The following is a 15,816-nucleotide window of genomic DNA, read 5'->3' on the forward strand; positions in this document are numbered from 1 at the left end:
TAGCACGGGGCAGGGGGCAGAAGAGTCTTTCAAAGAGTAAGCAACCGCCCTAGTTGAGGCGGTAACCTTCCTCGGTGTACACGGAAGTATCCTTGTAGCCGCGCTGTTCGTTGCGGGAGTTCTTCCGCGCATTCGTACGGCGGGTCCTCTTGTACTGCTGAGCGACTGCTTCTTCAGCCCGTCGGTTAGCTTCCTTCTCTTCCCAACGCGTCTGTTCTTCTTCTAGGTGAGCACGCGTTTCTGCGTCCTGATGCACAACAATCCAACCGTCATCGGCGTTCACCTGTTCGCGTGCATTCAGACGCGCCAACCGCGCAGTAGCCACGTACATCCTGGTGGAACGGCTCAGGAGCAACACAACAATCACCAGATAGAAAGCCGTGAGAAAAGCTCCCATAATGTCACTCACCACAATGGAAACTACGTAGTCTCTGGGCCGTGACGTTAACGATTCATCCGCCAGCCTGGAGAAATAATCAGCCGAGATGAAAGATTGCAAACTCAGCGCCCCAACAAAAACTGCAAAAGCGCTACCGAAGAGGGTGAGGAAGTACGCCCCTCTACGGCCCTTCAACAGTCGGCGGAGGACGAAAATCGGTACGAGAGAGAAGATGAAGGTAGCGAATATGCCTGAAATGATGATGCCCGGCATATTTTCCATAACGCGATCTGGCACCTCGTTATGGATAGATACATAGATACGTTGGATTGCGGACAGAATAATAATGGCTGTAGCGAGCCACATGACGCCGCGCAGCGTCTTCGGGCGGGGCGGGAGCACCACCTCAGGCGCGGCAGGCGCGGTGGAGGCGGCGGTCGCCTCCGCACCCTCGTGCGCTTCCTGTTGGGGCTTAGCCGACCCGCCAGACGTGCCTCCGAAGTTAGGCTTTACACCCGTCTTCTGGGCGCGCTGAATCTGCTGTATCTCAGCCAGCAGGCGGTTCTTCTCCACCGGATCATTCGAGAGCGCATAATCGGCAGAAAGCTCACGCAACAGCTGCTCGGTAGAGTCCTTGACCGGGCCTTCTTCCTTCTCAAGCTGACGAAGAACATCCTCACGGGTCGGCTCTTCCTCATCATCCGCCATGCTGTCCTTGATGATCTGCATCTGCTCCCGAATCGCCGCGGGGCTCGGGACCACGCCCACAGCCGGGCGAGTCAGCAAAAACAGGAGAACGGCGCTACCCGCCGTAATCACCCCGACCAGAGCCTGCGACACCATAGACGAAGCAGCGGCAGGATGCGACACCGGATCCAGTGCGGTAAACGCGGGGAAAAGCACCTGAGCCAGACCAAAGACACCCGCAAAAGAGAGCACACCGCTCAAGGAACACAGCAGAAGGTACAGCATCAGCAGGCGGCGCGGATTAACGTACCCTGACTTGGTATAGTCCAGAACGAACCAGAGGAACGGCACCACCAAGACAGCGTCAGACAGAACCTTCGGCAGGGCATAGCTAAGGAACGAGCCGATGTTCACACTCCGGCCCGCGGTAACGATAATCTGGTACGCATCCAGGAGGAAATACACCAGAATGAGCATCATCGCGATGGAATAGGCTTTACCAAGAAGCTCCAGTCCCCGGTTAAATTCCTGTTCCCTATCGCCAACTATGCCAAGGTTTCTTTTCGCCTCTTCAAACGCCGCCCGCTCATCATATGTGCGCTTGGCGGCGCCGGGGCTAGTCTGCGATGAGGATTCGTGCGCAGGTTCGGAAGTAGGGTGCACGAGTCATCCTAACTGTGGTTGGGTGAATAAAATTATCGGTGAGCCGCTGACCTGTGTCTCACAGTGCCCGCGGCCAGAAATGAGGCTAAATCAGGTAGTCCTCGCTGCGGCGCAGGCGCCAATCACGGCGCGCTTCCATGTACGAACGCGACTGACGCGACCACACCAACGCCAACGCGACCACACACACCAGCATGTACGGTGCAGCAATATATACCGGCGTGTACAGCGGGGAGGCGCTACTGAGCAGCAGCTCAACATCCTGGCTCGGCGCACCATTCAACGTACCCAGAAGAGCCGCGACTGCCAGCATAATCAGCAGGGATGCCAACACACCCAGCGCCAACGCCACCGACAGCACCAGCGCCGCCCAACGGTAACCACGCAGGTACGCCACAGTGCAGAAACCGTGCAGGGTCACGTTACCGAACGCGCTGACCATCAGGAAAAGCACCGGATAGTACGCCTGCGCCTCCACCAGCGACTGGGCGCGCCAAGTCGAAAAATGCGACAGCTGCGTCGTCGCATACGTGACACCCGTGTACCCGATCAGCACCAGCCAGCCCACGGCAATAGCGAGCAGAACCCAACCCGCCACCGACACGAGAGTCGGAGTGGCAGGCTTCGTAGGATGCGTGGTGTTCGGAGTGGATGGCGGAGAGGACTCGACGGCGGACATAGCGGAATCTTTCGGATGTCGGCTGATAGTGTGCGGAAGATGTATGAGCGAGTGTGTGGTGTGTGGGTGGCGGCGCAGCGTTTGTCTGCCGCGCCGCCTCAAAACTTTAGGCAGAAGTGGACGGGTCAACCGTCGCGGAAATACTGTCAGGTAGCAACGGAGAATCTGCCTGATTCGCCATCGCAATCCGCAAGTTATTGAAGCGGTAAATGGTCAGCAACGATAAACCGACCTCGCTCAACCAGACCAAGCCCAAGACAACAAGTATCAGCAGGGGGTCAAGCCCCATCGAAACTCCAGCCCAGTCGAGCATCAGCAGCAGGAACGTAATCGGTGAAAGCACCAGCCCCACGGCAACATACCCGATCAGGGAGCAGATAGCCCAAACGCTATATACGGAGGCATCCGCCGAGTCTTTGGGCGGGCGCATCAGCGGCCACATCTGAACCACCAGGTAAAGCGCCGCCACAAAACCAAAGCAAATCGCCAACGGCTGCGTGTACTGGGAGATAATGAGGCCTTCAACCAGAGTCAAAATACACAGGATAACCGCGCGGACCAGCAGGTTCTTCTTGAGCTTCTGCTTGCGCTCCTTCACCTCATCAGCGGTATAGGTGCGCAGAAAAGCGGGAACCTGACCCTGCCCCGGGAACGGCGGTAGAGGACCCGTCGGGTGTGTACGCACCACAATCGGAGGGTTCGTACCATCCTGAATGATGACGGTAGAAGTCGCCGAAATAACCGGATGCGAACCAGTCACCACCGGCGGCACGTTCAGCGGAACGGACACCTCCGGCGTAGCAGGAGTCACGTGACGGATAGGCGCCTGAAAGCGGGTCTGCATACTGATATCTTCATCCGGGTGTTCTGCGGATGAAGCGGCATCTGTGTTCAGGTGTGTAGCGCCCATGAGTGGCCTCCTGGCAGGTGCGGGTCGTGTTTCTGTCTCTACCGTATCACGCGTACTTTAAGGGAATCTGAGCAGTGGCTGGGCATCGTTGAGAGCGTGTCACACCGCCACTTATCACCCCATCAACACCCCTCAGGCATCACCCGGCAGAGGCGCGGATGCGCGGGGATTCGCCCGCCCGTCGGTGTGCGTTAGCTCTGCTCCGCTACACGCGAAGCCTCCGCGTTCGGGTCCTCTGCATGCTGCTGTTCTGCGTTCCGCTGTTCTTCCTCTTGCTTCTTCTGCGTCAGACGCAAGCTCCTACGAACCGCCAAACTATAGAACAGCGAGAACAGAACCTCCAACGCGAACGACGCCATGACCGTCAGCAGGCTCACCGTATAGAACACGCCCACACGGTCCAGCAGCGTCTGCGGGCCCTGCACCGTCACAAGCGCATAGGCAAAGAACGCCGTCATAATGGCCGCCGCGACCCCGGATGCCGCATTCGCCAGCAACACCAACTTCACCGAACGGTTCGCCCGGTAAATCATGGCAACCCACATGTGCATCACCAGGTAAACCAGCGGCACCGCACCAATCGGGAAAAGCGTGACGCGGATGAAGTAATAAACAGTAATCAGCGAGGGTACGACCAGCAGCAGCACACGCACCAGGTACAGGTTCTTAGCCGGCAGCGGGTAATCACTGGTGACATTCCAGAACTCGTCAGCCTGCTGCTCCAGCTCCTCCATCGCCTGCAACTGCATCAGCTGCGCTTGTGACATATGCCCCTGGGACATATGCTCCTGCGGCACAAGATCCGAGGAGCCCTCCACCGGCGCAAGCTCGGCGGCAGAAACCGGTTCACCCCGCAGCATACAAGCAGAAGAATCAGCCATCTTAGCCCTCAAAAATGCCGCGGGAACGGTCCTTACGCACGCTCTCAGCAGGGAAAATACGACCGCTCATGCTGATGTACACGCCCGGCTCCAGCAGGTTCAGGGCGGCAATAGCGGCACCCAGGTTGAAACCGGCATCCGAACGAGCCATCACGGCGGGCTGCATCGCACCGGTCAGCACCACAACCTTATCGCCCAGGTCGGCGTGCTCCACCAGGTAGCGGGCAGTCTCCGGCATGGTGTCAGTACCGTGAGTGATGAGCACCTGGTCGTTAGTGACAGCGTTCAGCGCCTCGGTCAGCTCGGCACGATCCTCATCGGTCATGTCCAGGCTGTCCTTGCCAATCAGCGGGCGAATATCAAAACGGATATCGGTAATCACGCGGTCCAGCAGGTCCTTAGCGGCAGGCTCACCAATATCCATGGTGCCCGCCACCGAATAGAACTTATCAATCGTGCCGCCAGTGGCAAGAATCGTGATCTCTTCGGGGTTCTTAATGGTGACGCTCACGGGTTTCCTCATCTTTTCGGGTCAACGTACACAAATCAAAACTGCCAGGCGAACCCGGCAGGACACGCCCCACCACACGGGATAGGCACGAGGTAAGACCACGCGCATGAGGGTGAAGACGCAAAAACCCGCCGACCCCCGCAATGCGGGAGGCGACGGGTCGGCTAGTGCGCCCTGTGGGGCTCGAACCCACGACCTGCGGATTAAAAGTCCGTAGCTCTACCGACTGAGCTAAAGGCGCTCCTATCCACACAAAACTGAAAGTGTGCAGATAGAAATACTATACACTACCGGCTCCCAGCCAATGAACGGTACACTAGGAAATCCTATGTCTACACCCGCAGCATCAACCGGCGCCTCCGGGCGCACCCGACACCGCACCCACCACCGCCCCGTCCTTTACTCCGCCGAAAAATTTGAACGCCACGAAGGCGGCATGGACCCCGCCGCACGCGAAGAGGCGGCACACGCCTCCGCACGCATCCTGCTGATGCGCGGACGCGGCACCGACGAGCAGACAACCGAGCGACTTGTCAGCTTCACCGACGACTACGGTATTGAAATGCTCGCCGAACTCTGGTCGCACGCAAGCGCCCACTCCCTGCCGGGTGCGCTGTGGCGTATGTACTGGCTGCGGGACGTGGTGCATCGTTCACCACGCGGGGTGAGCCGTGCTTTTGAGCTGGGCATGGCGGAGGATTACCGTTCGCACGTGGTGGCGGGTGTTCCCGACCTGCCGAGTGCCGAGGAGGTGGTCCGCACGATTGATAAGATTCTGGCAGGCCTGTACACCGGCGATACGGATATTGCGATGGAACGTTGCGCGGCGTTTGCGCACGTGGTGGCGTTGGGTATTCGCACCGATTATGCGCGCTCTGCCGGGCAGGATGGTGCGGTTCCGGGTAGCCACGAGGTGAAGCGTGAGGCGGTGGAGCGTCGTGCTCGTCTGCCGCGTCAGGCTCAGCAGATGGAGCAGATTGCGCACGATTTGGAGGCGGTCGCCGCCCAGCTGCGCGCCGTTGAGGCTAGTCAGCAGGTTAATGGGGGCTCGGGGGCTGGTTCTGTGCAGGAAAAATCGCAGACCAGCCTCGAAGCATTTTAGTCTTCTGCAACGTTTGGGCGCCTAAAAATACGGGTTCGTGCCGCGAATTGGCACAGGTTCCACATTGGGCCGCAAAGGCGTGAAAAGCCTGTTTCTAATTGACTCTGCGCCGGGTGCGGGTGGATAATAATTACAAGATGTCGGGTTGCTAATAGGTAGCCCCGGGCTCCAAATCTTTAGCCGCTTCGAGCGGCCTTCCGCCGAGAGGCGCTCCCAACCCGACATCCCTAAACGTTCCGGTGGGGGTCGAGAAATCGACCCCCACCGTTTTTTGCTTAAAACCCCGTCTAGAAGCCGCCGCCAGCCCGACGCAGTTGTGTCTGAAGCTCGAGCGCTCATGAGATATGCACGGGCTGTGCGCACCCGCACCACCCAATACTGGTTAGACTGGGAACTATGCTGCACCGACTTTTCCCCCACGCCAACGAATCCCTCGCCTCCCTCGCTGAAATTTCAGCGCAGGTCGGTGAGGCTGCCGCGTTGCTCTCAGAAATGGTCGGCTCCCCCGTTGCGGAGTACCCCGAACTCTTCGAACGCATGCTCACCCACGAGGCGGACTCCACGAACCTGCTGTTCCGCACCCTCACCGAGGTGCGCAGCTCCTTCTCCCCGCCGATTCCGCGTGAAGACCTGTACACGCTGGCACGCAAGCTCACCAACGCCGTTGAGAAGCTCACCAGCGCCGCGCACGTGCTGTCCCTGCACAGCATTGACGGCTTCGCCACGCACATCACCTCAATCCTGGACATTATTCAGCGTCAGGCGGTGCTGACCGCCGCCGTCATCCCCAAACTCGCCGATATTCGCGGCCTCGACAACTACTGGATGGACATGCTGCGCATCTCCCGCCAGGCGCTACGCACCGCCGAAGAGTACGACGCGTACATTGCCGAACGCTACACCCCCGAACGGTACCGTCGCTACGCCACCTTCCTGGCGCAGCTGACCGCCGCCTCCAACGCTATGCGTGATGTGTCTGCCGAGATCGGCCGCATTATCGTTCAGGAATCCTAATGTTCCTGGGTCTTCTAGCCTGCTGCGCCTTCATTGCTGCGGTATACGTTACCGGTGTGCACGACGCCTCAAACGCCGTCGCTGTTCCGGTGCGTACCCGCGCCCTCGGCGAGCGCTCCGCCCTGTACCTTGCCGCGCTCTTCAACGTGCTCGGTGTGGTTGGTGCATTCCTGCTACTCGGTGAGTATTCCGCCTCGTGGGTGAGTGCCCCGGAGGGTACCACCGGCCTGAACGGCATTGTTGCGGCGCTGCTCGTCTGCGCTATTTGGGGTGTGCTCACCTGGTTCCTGCGGTTGCCGTCCTCCTCAACTCACGCGCTGGTCGGTGCCCTCGCCGGTGTGAGCTGGTGGACCCAGACGAGGAGTGACAGCGTCGCTGAAGGCTTCGGTTCCCTCGCGTTCCTGCCGCATATTTTTGGTGCGACCCTGCTGCCGCTCTTCTACCTACCGCCGCTCATTTTTCTGCTGTCCTGGCTGATGGTGGTGCCGTTCTACCGCCTCGTGGTGGGGCATAACCCGCGCCTGGTGAATCAGCGCGCCCGCGAGGTGCTGGCGGTGTCTGCCTCCGCGATTTCGCTGCTACACGGCCTGCAGACCGGTTACCTGTACCTGCTGCTGTGGGCGCTGCTGAGCGAACGCATCATGGATCCGGCGCTGATTCAATCCCTCACCTGGGGCGGGATGCTGCTGGGCACCCTCATTATTGCCCTCAGCCTGGGTGCCGGTACGCTGACCGGTGGCCGCCGCATCGGCTACACCTTCGCCTACAAGATGGTCCGCCTAGACCCGTTCCGTGGCGCGGTCGCTCAGGGCACGACCGCGGTGGTTCAGGTGCTCGGCTACTTCCTGCTGCAGGTGCCGTTCTCCTCCTCGCACCTGGCGACTGCATCGGCGCTCGGCGCGGGCGTAAACCAGCGTTTTAACGCGTTGAAGTCCAGGATTGTTCTGCAGATTCTTCTGGTGTGGCTGGTCACCATTCCGGCGTGTTTTGTGCTCGGTGTGCTGGCGATGGTGGCACTACAGTCCATCAGCTAGTTTTTAGGGGCGGCTCGTGCCCCTGTGTGCACGCTGTTGCGGGTTAGCCGGGCGGTGGGTTGAGTCTGAACAGTGCACACCTTCATAATGGGTTGAGTTCCTGGGCTGGCACGGGCCCATTCACCCTCGACTGATTGTGGTTATGTCTTCCCCTACCGTAGCTATTCTGGTCCGCACGAAGGGCCGCCCCCGCTTCTTGAGCCGCGCGCTGGAGAACATTGCGCAGCAGACCTTCACCGACTACACGGTCTGCGTGATTAACGACGGAGGCGACGAACAGGCAACCCGCGCCGTCATTGAGGCTTCTCCGCTGAGTTCTAACGCGCAGGATTCCAGCCGTGTGCAGCTACTGACCACCGCCGGCGACAACATGGAGGCGGCATCCAACGCCGGTTTGGCGGCAACCACCTCCGAGTACGTGGCGATTCACGATGACGACGACCTGTGGGCACCCGAGTTCCTGGAACGCACCGTCGCGGCGCTGGAAGAGAGCGGCGCGTTCATGTGCACCACCCGCGTTGTGGAGCGGTACGAACGTGAGAACGCCGACGGCGAGTTCGAGGTGTACGAGGAACGTATTTTCCACGACGGCTTGCCCGGCATGGGTTTGCAGTTCCTCTTCCGCACGAACCGTGCCGTGCCGATCGGTATTCTCTACCGCCGCAGCCTGCACGAGCTGGTCGGTTTCTACGACGAGTCCCTGCCGGTGGTCGGCGACTGGGAGTTCAACATGCGTGCCGCCTCTGTGGCGGATATTCTGCTGGTGGATGAGCCGCTGGCGTACTGGTCGCTACGCCCCGACGCAGAAGGTGCCGAGGCGAATAGCGTGAAGCGTCAGGCTGATCATGCCCGCTTCGATTCGCTGGTGCGTGCCCGCGCTATCCGCGAGGATTTGCAGGCGGGCGCCCGACCGGGTGCGTACCTGTATCAGGCGCATTTGGCAGCTGACCTGGAGCGCCGCGTGATTGACGGGCACGATCTGACCCGCGAATCCCTGGACATTCTGCGCTCTATTGAGAGCCGCCTGGAACGTATCGAGGCCCGTCAGCAGGCTATTGAGAACCGCCAGCAGGCTATTGAGGAGCGTCTGCGGGTTCTCAAGCACCTGCGCACCCCGGGCCGCGCGCTGCGTTCCTTGGCGAAGCGTTCCCTCAGCCAGCGTTCTCAGGCTCGTCGCGGTACTGAGGATGGTTCTACCGGCGAGAAGGGCGCATAAGGCGTGACAGTGAACAATCATTCTTCTACAGCACTGCCCGTTACTGAAGCACCGCGCGTGCTCGTCATCGGCGATATCGGCCAGCACACCTACCACGTAGGCGACGAGGCAATGACCATTGCGAGCGCTCAGGCGCTTTCCGAAGGCGGCGCGGCGGTCACCCTCATGACCCGCGACGTGGGCCATTCGGCGCGCTATATCGGCGCGGCGGTAAATCATGAAGCAGTGATTCATGAGGCGGCACATCATGAGGCGGGCGCACCCTACGAGTACCTGCCGTTTCTCCTTTTCCCCTGGGCACCGGCTGAACGCGAGCTGACCCTTGCGGCGCTCGAGTGCATCCTGGTGGAGCTGCACGCCGACCGGGAACGCCCCTCCGTCACCGAGCTGGTGGCGCTACCGCAGGTGCAGGCGCTGCCCGAGGTGCTGCATCCGCTGGAGCAGACCGTTGAGCGCATGGTGGAATTCGCGGACGCTATCGCCGCCATGGATGCGGTCGTCATCTCGGGCGGCGGCAACCTCAACTCCCGCTTCGGTTGGCTCCTCTATGAGCGCGCCGCTGCGGTACGTGCCGCCGAGCATGCGGGCGTGCCCGTGTACGTGACCGGCCAGTCTCTGGGCCCGGTCCTGAACCCCGAGGATGCGCAGGTTCTCGAGCGCATGCTGCGCGCCGCCCGTTCGGTGACGGTGCGCGAACGTTCTTCCCTCGCTTGGTGCCGTGAGCGGGGTATTGACGCGCGCCTGAGCGTGGACGATGCCACCGACTACTCGGTGGCTTCCCCGGCGCGTACCCTGCACTATGTGGAGGGTATTTCCGCAGGTCAGGCACTGGATGAGCTACCGGAGCACTACGTCTGCGTGACCGTCAACGAGTGCACCGAACAGCAGGCGCAGCAGATCGCGCGTCTGCTCGATAGCATGTGGCGCGAGCACGGCTACGCCCTCGTGTTCCTGAGCCATTTTGGCGACCCACAGAACCCCGAAAGCGGCGATATTCAGGTGCATCAGCGCATCGCTGAGCAGCTCAGCCCCTCCACTCCGGCAACCCTGCTGCCGATTCTGCACACCGACCAGAGCGTCACCGTGCACCGTGGCGCGGCGTTCACGCTGACCAGCCGCTACCACCCGGCGGTGTTCTCCGCCGCGGCGGGTATTCCCGTGCTCGCCCTCGTGCCAGATGCCTTCACGCAGATGCGCGTGGGCGGCGCCCTGAACCTGTACGGGCTGGGCGAGTTCACCCTGCCGCTGGGCATGCTCGCCGGTGGCGTTCCCGAGCTGATGGTTGCCGCCGCTCTACGACATGCGGCGGTGGCATCGGATGTACGTCGCACCGAACTGCTGGAGGCTCTGCGAGCCGAGCGTGCCTACCTGCTTGCGCAGATTTTTGCCTCCGGTGCAGAAACTCGCGGCAATGCAGAAACTCTCGGCGGTTCAGAAGCCCCCGCGCCTTTCCCTGCCGCAGAGCAAACCCCGGCTCTCCCCGAGCCGCTGGGTGCAACCGTCCGCGCCGCACGCGATCTCTTTACCGAAACCTCCCTCACCGCGGGTTTCGAGTGGGCGATGTCTGACCGGGCGCACTCCTGGGATGCTGAGCACCGCCGGCAGCTCGAACGTGCCCGCGCAATCGGTGGCGGGTACAGCGCGCACGGTGTTCACGGGGCACACGGCGCCGAAGAAACGCATCCTGTCGCCGTTGAGTCTGAGTCATCTTCTGAAGCGCCCGCCGAGACGAATCCGGGCCTGCTGGCGAGGGTGGCGCGCCGCCTCCGCGGCTAGGTTGCATAACGGGGGCCAGGCTGCGTAACGGAGCTAGAGCAGCGGTTTTGGAGCTAGGTTTCCGCGAAAAACGCGGCTTCGGAGCGGGTATAGGGCGGGTACGGGGCGCGGGGTCTCTCACACTTGCACCCAACACTCCCCTACCCCCTTGTACAGAGCACACGCGCCGGTATGATGGTGCTCATGGCACGCTTCGCAGAGATTCTACGCACTACTGAACAGAACACCCGGCAGTTCGTCCATGAGGGTATTCACCGAGTCCGGGCTGACTTCTTTCAGTCTGTGCAGATTGTTGCGGCGTCTATGGGCGCTTGGCTTTTCGCTGAGCACATCCTGGGCCACCAGGAACCCATTTTCGCGCCGGTTGCCGCCCTCGTATCCCTCGGCTATGTAAGCGGTGCTAAGCATTCCCGCCGAATCCTTGAGGTGTCCTTCGGCGTGACCCTCGGCATTCTCATTGGCGACCTTCTGCTGATTCTGCTCGGTCACGGCACCTGGCAGGCGGCAGTGGTGCTTTTCTTGACCGTGATTATTGCCCGATTTATTGATAAGGGCATTATTTTTACGATTCAGCTCAGCTTCCAGGCCTGTTTCACGTTGCTGCTGCCCGTACCTGACGATGCGTTTACCCGCAGTTTCGACGGTATCGTTGGTGGCGCCTTTGCGTTCCTCGCCATGTACCTGATGCCACGCGACCCGCGTAAGAACCCGCGTGCCCGCGCGCAGGCTCTCATGGATGCGTTCGCGAAGGTTTTCCAGCTTTCCTCCGAAGCAATCCGCTACTACGACTACAACAAGGCGTACCAGAGCCTGCTTGATGCACGCGCCCTGCAACCGCTGTATGATGCGTGCCGAGGCGACCTGATCACCGCGCAGGGTATGAATGAGCTGTCCTGGAATAGCCGCAAGAGCAAGGGCGAGCTGGCGCGCATGGCAAAGACCCTCGCCGCGGTGGATTTGGCGATCCGTAACGACCGTGTGCTCAACCGCCGTATGGCGTCCACGATTCACCACGTGCAGCTACGCACCGCCGCGCAGCTTTCACTCAGTGACGCGCTGACCGAGCTGTCGGTGGCGGCGCAGAGCCTCGGCTTGGGCATGTCTGCCCCGACGGAGGGCGAACGCGAGCACTACATGATGGAGGCACGCGAGCGCATGATTAAGCTTGCCGGCACCCTCGAGCCGCGCACAATGGGTGTGGCGACCTTTGAGGGCGAGTCGCTCGTGCTGATGCTCCGCCTGATCGTGGTCGACTTTATGGAGGCAACCGGTATGTCCCACCAGGACGCCGTGGCGGTTCTGGTGCCCCTGGGTGAGGCGGTCACCAAACATGCACCGCGTACCTCGGTAATCCCGATTGTTGACGCTGACATGGATGACTCCATGGTGGTTGACGACGTGACCGATAGCGCGGTGAACACCCACCGCACGAACAAGCTCCACACCCGCTCGATCAACATCATGTTGCACGAGAACGAGGAGGAGAGCCGCTCCTCCTAGCGGGGTTCTAGCGGGGTCAGTGGCGACCGTCAAGACACAGCGGAGGGGGCTCCCGGTGACCTTCACGTCAGCCGGGAGCCCCCTCCTCCGCTATCTCTATGCTGTTGATGCGCGGGCGGCTACTTCTGCGGGAAGAGTAGTGCCAGCGCCTCGCCCAGGGTGGTTACCTCACGCACGGTGACCCCCTCGGGCACGTCCCCCACGCCGGTCGGGGAGGCGGGCACCAGCACGTGCGTGAAGCCCAGGCGGCCCACCTCCGCAATGCGCTGGCGGATGCCCGGAACGGCGCGCACCTCACCCGCCAGGCCGACCTCGCCGAAGACCGCGAGTTTGCGCGGTAGCGGCTTATTTTGCGCCGCCGAGGCAAGGGCCATGACGCACGCCAGGTCGGCGGCGGGCTCGGCAATTTTTGCGCCGCCCACCGTGGAGACGTAGCAGTCGAGCTTGCCCACGTTCAGCCCGGCGCGGCGCTGCAGTACCGCCAGCAGCATCTGAATACGCGCCGAATCCAGGCCCGAGACGGTACGGCGCGGGGCAGGTGCCACCGCCTGATCCAGCAGTGCCTGCACCTCCGCGAGCAGGGGGCGGCGCCCCTCCATCGTGACGGTCACGCAGGTGCCCGCCACCGGGTGCGGGGTACTTGAAACGAACATGCCGGAGGGGTCCAGCACGGGCGCGATGCCGTCCTCGTGCATGTCGAAGCAGCCCACCTCATCGGTGGGTCCGAAGCGGTTCTTAATCGCGCGTAGCATGCGGATATTCGAGTGCTTATCGCCCTCGAACTGGCAGACCACGTCCACCAGGTGCTCAAGCAGGCGCGGGCCCGCGATGGTGCCTTCCTTAGTCACGTGACCCACGAGCAGGGTGCACATATTGCGTTCCTTAGCCGCGGCAATCACGGAGGCGGCAACCTCACGCACCTGGGTCACGCCGCCGGCGCTACCCTCAACTTCCGCGGAGGCGAGGGTCTGCACCGAGTCAATGACCAGCAGGGAGGGGTTGACCTGCTCAATATGCGCCAGGGCGGTGCCGAGGTCGGTTTCGCTGGTCAGGTAGAGGGTGTCCGCGATGGCGCCGATGCGGTCGGCGCGGAGTTTGACCTGCGCGGCGGATTCCTCGCCGGTGATGTACAGGACCGGGCGCGGCGGCTGGGGTGCGATATTCTGCGCCCCCTGCTGTCCCGCAATCCCGGCGGTGCCGCGCGCGAAGGTGGCGGCGACATCCAGCAGCAGGGTGGATTTGCCCACGCCGGGTTCGCCCGCCATGAGGATGACCGCGCCGGGTACGAGTCCACCACCGAGCACGCGATCAAATTCGGGGTTTCCGGTGCTCATGTAGGCGGCTACGCGCGAGTCGACTTCTGCAATGGGCTGGGCGGGTTTCTGCACGCTGGATGCGGCGCGGGTGCGCGCACGGGTGCCCCCGGCGGCTTCTTCGACGGTGCCCCAGGTTTGGCATTCGCCGCAGCGGCCTACCCATTTGGCGGTGGTCCAGCCGCATTCGGTGCAGCGGTAGGCGGGTGCGGTTTTGGTGTTTTTCGTGCGCGCGGTCATGGGTCTATTTTAGGGTCTGGGGCGATATGGTGCGCGGTGTTTAGTCACGGCGAAAAGGGGTACCGCAGAACACACTTTTACCCTTAAATGCAGATAGTTTCACCTCGTGCACTCCCGTATAAATATCGAGAATATCCGTTCGCTTTTGAGGCACTTTAGCCCGCCGTTCCGCCCCTGACCTGGCTCAATAACCACCCTTACAGGTACAATGTTTTTTGTGCAGATGAATTATAGTGACCTATTGCTTAAAACTATCGCCCGAATCGCCCCCGGCACCGAGCTCCGCGAGGGCCTGGAACGCATCATGCGTGGCCGTACGGGCGCGCTCATCGTACTCGGATCCGACCGCACCGTATCCTCCCTGTCTTCGGGCGGTTTCAACATCGACACCGAGTTCTCGGCAACGCGCCTGCGCGAGCTGGCGAAGATGGACGGCGCTATCATCTGCGACCGTGACGCCACCCGCCTGTTGCACGCCGGCGTGCAGCTCATGCCGGACGCCTCCATTGACACGAACGAGTCCGGTACCCGCCACCGCACCGCCGAACGCACCGCGATTCAGACCGGTTTCCCGGTGATTTCGGTGAGCGCGTCGATGTCTATGATTTCGGTGTACGTTGACGGCACCCGCTACACGGTCGAGGACAGCCAGTACCTCATGGCCCGCGCGAACCAGGCGATTCAGACCCTTGAAAGCTATAAGAAGCGCCTGCGTTCGGTGCTTTCCTCACTCTCGGCCCTGGAGATTGAGTCTAACGTGTCCCTGGCGGATGTGGCGATGACCCTTCAGCGTATGGAGATGGTGAACCGCATTATCCGCGAGGTCAGCCACTACGTGCTGGAGCTCGGCGTGCACGGCCGCCTGATTGCCCTGCAGCTGGAGGAGCTGCGCGCCCCCGAGATGACCGCCAGCGATCTGATTCTGCGCGACTATCTGCCCGAGACGAATGACGAGCTGATCGCCGCCGGCGTTGAGGCGCTTCAGAACCTGGACGATATGGCTATCGTGGATCTGCGCACGATTGCCCGCACTGTCGGCTTTGGCGAGAACCCCGACCTGGAGTTCCCCCTGCAGCCTCGCGGTTTCCGTCTGCTCGCCGGTATTCCGAGCATCCCGAACGCTATTTCTGAGCGTCTGGTGGAGCGCTTCGGCAGCCTGCAGGCTCTGATGGCGGCGTCCCTTGAGGATTTGCGCGCCGTGGACGGTGTGGGTGAGGCTCGTGCCCGCACGGTGCGCGAGCAGCTCTCCCGCATGGCGGAGAGCAGCCTGGAGAAGTACCTCTAACAAAAGCTCATACGAGAAGCCCCCGCGCCGGAGACTATCTGGCACGGCGGCCTTTTCCTGCCTCACAAGAACCTTTTGCATTATGATGTAGTGACAGCGGAGTTCCCTCCGCACCCTGGTGCCTCAAGCATCATGACACCCCTTGGAGGTCACAATGTCGTACTCACGAGCTAAGTATCCGTCGGCTAAGCGCCCTGTCCCGTTCTTCGTGTGGGCGTCCCCCATCCTGTTCCTGATTTACCTGCCGCTGCTGTGGTTCAAGGTCATCCCCAATTCTTTTGAGGTGACCGACCTGTCCACCCTGCTGTTGGCGGCACTGCAGTGGACCGCTTTCGGTAGCCTGCTCGGATACTTGGGCGAGCGCCGCTTCGCCAAGCCGCGCGCCTCCAAATAGCGCCACGCAATAGACCTATACAAAAAGCCCCCGTGCCGGAGGATATCTGAACTGCGCCCCGAAACTTGGACGCTATAAATAGTAACCCCTATACGGCCTCCTGCAGGGCCTGAACCCGGTACTCCACCGGGGTCAGGCCCCTAAGCTTCACCTGACGCCTTGCTGTGTTCCAATGCGTAATATAGGCATCAAGGTCAGCTTTGAAACTCTCAAAAGTCTGCCAGTCCTGCCC

At 61.5% G+C, this 15,816-nt stretch carries 15 protein-coding genes and 1 tRNA gene; 8 read left to right on the plus strand and 8 right to left on the minus strand.

The window, feature by feature from the left end:
- Positions 1-49: 49 nt before the first annotated feature.
- The 6 genes from HMPREF2749_RS01735 to HMPREF2749_RS01760 form a co-directional block, all read right to left on the minus strand.
- Entirely contained in the window at positions 50-1,546 is a 1,497-nt protein-coding gene (locus HMPREF2749_RS01735) for an ABC transporter permease (protein WP_239662196.1), read from the minus strand.
- 268 nt (positions 1,547-1,814) lie between these two features.
- Positions 1,815-2,408: a flagellar type III secretion system protein FlhB gene (locus HMPREF2749_RS01740; protein ID WP_070593216.1), complete on the minus strand. Its 594-nt coding sequence runs from the start codon at positions 2,406-2,408 to the stop codon at positions 1,815-1,817.
- 106 nt (positions 2,409-2,514) lie between these two features.
- Positions 2,515-3,252, minus strand: coding sequence for an organic solvent tolerance protein OstA (locus HMPREF2749_RS01745; RefSeq protein WP_246823478.1), 738 nt, complete (start codon positions 3,250-3,252; stop codon positions 2,515-2,517).
- Positions 3,253-3,509: 257 nt separating this feature from the next.
- Positions 3,510-4,199, minus strand: coding sequence for an amino acid transporter (locus HMPREF2749_RS01750; RefSeq protein WP_070507286.1), 690 nt, complete (start codon positions 4,197-4,199; stop codon positions 3,510-3,512).
- Position 4,200: 1 nt separating this feature from the next.
- A complete protein-coding gene (locus HMPREF2749_RS01755) occupies positions 4,201-4,710 on the minus strand; it encodes an asparaginase domain-containing protein (protein ID WP_070832225.1) in 510 nt (169 codons plus the stop codon).
- Positions 4,711-4,878: 168 nt separating this feature from the next.
- Positions 4,879-4,951 (minus strand) — tRNA-Lys (locus tag HMPREF2749_RS01760).
- 87 nt (positions 4,952-5,038) lie between these two features.
- Between HMPREF2749_RS01760 and HMPREF2749_RS01765 the strand changes: the two genes are divergently transcribed.
- The 6 genes from HMPREF2749_RS01765 to HMPREF2749_RS01790 all read left to right on the plus strand — a co-directional run bounded on the left by HMPREF2749_RS01765 (position 5,039) and on the right by HMPREF2749_RS01790 (position 12,352).
- Positions 5,039-5,812, plus strand: coding sequence for a histone acetyltransferase (locus HMPREF2749_RS01765; protein WP_083301076.1), 774 nt, complete (start codon positions 5,039-5,041; stop codon positions 5,810-5,812).
- 396 nt (positions 5,813-6,208) lie between these two features.
- On the plus strand, positions 6,209-6,826 hold the full coding sequence (locus tag HMPREF2749_RS01770; RefSeq protein ID WP_005504391.1) for a hypothetical protein: 618 nt from the start codon (positions 6,209-6,211) through the stop codon (positions 6,824-6,826).
- Entirely contained in the window at positions 6,826-7,860 is a 1,035-nt protein-coding gene (locus HMPREF2749_RS01775) for an inorganic phosphate transporter (protein ID WP_070507292.1), read from the plus strand. Before HMPREF2749_RS01770 ends, HMPREF2749_RS01775 begins: the two co-directional genes overlap by 1 nt.
- A 142-nt stretch (positions 7,861-8,002) precedes the next feature.
- Positions 8,003-9,076 carry a glycosyltransferase family 2 protein gene (locus HMPREF2749_RS01780; protein WP_070593222.1) on the plus strand — a complete coding sequence of 358 codons (1,074 nt, stop codon included), beginning with the start codon at positions 8,003-8,005 and terminating at the stop codon, positions 9,074-9,076.
- Positions 9,077-9,085: 9 nt separating this feature from the next.
- On the plus strand, positions 9,086-10,852 hold the full coding sequence (locus tag HMPREF2749_RS01785; RefSeq protein WP_246823479.1) for a polysaccharide pyruvyl transferase family protein: 1,767 nt from the start codon (positions 9,086-9,088) through the stop codon (positions 10,850-10,852).
- A 171-nt stretch (positions 10,853-11,023) separates the two neighbouring features.
- Complete coding sequence (locus HMPREF2749_RS01790) at positions 11,024-12,352, plus strand: FUSC family protein (protein ID WP_049363601.1); 1,329 nt, start codon at positions 11,024-11,026, stop codon at positions 12,350-12,352.
- A 119-nt stretch (positions 12,353-12,471) separates the two neighbouring features.
- Here the strand turns inward: HMPREF2749_RS01790 and radA are convergent, their stop codons facing one another.
- Positions 12,472-13,905, minus strand: a complete 1,434-nt coding sequence (radA, locus tag HMPREF2749_RS01795) for a DNA repair protein RadA (RefSeq protein WP_049354023.1) — start codon at positions 13,903-13,905, stop codon at positions 12,472-12,474.
- A gap of 208 nt (positions 13,906-14,113) precedes the next feature.
- On the opposite strand from radA, the gene disA reads away from it, so the two are divergent.
- Together disA and HMPREF2749_RS01805 are read left to right on the plus strand one after the other, a co-directional pair.
- Positions 14,114-15,190, plus strand: coding sequence for a DNA integrity scanning diadenylate cyclase DisA (gene disA, locus HMPREF2749_RS01800; protein WP_049354024.1), 1,077 nt, complete (start codon positions 14,114-14,116; stop codon positions 15,188-15,190).
- A 154-nt stretch (positions 15,191-15,344) separates the two neighbouring features.
- Positions 15,345-15,584: a hypothetical protein gene (locus HMPREF2749_RS01805; protein ID WP_005507607.1), complete on the plus strand. Its 240-nt coding sequence runs from the start codon at positions 15,345-15,347 to the stop codon at positions 15,582-15,584.
- Positions 15,585-15,672: 88 nt separating this feature from the next.
- On the opposite strand, the gene HMPREF2749_RS09470 is transcribed toward HMPREF2749_RS01805, so the two are convergent.
- Positions 15,673-15,816 (minus strand): IS3 family transposase (locus tag HMPREF2749_RS09470; protein WP_141747352.1); only part of this gene is annotated, 144 nt, incomplete at its 5' end.

The sequence above is a fragment of the Rothia sp. HMSC075F09 genome, from assembly GCF_001810515.1.
Lineage (GTDB): Bacteria > Actinomycetota > Actinomycetes > Actinomycetales > Micrococcaceae > Rothia.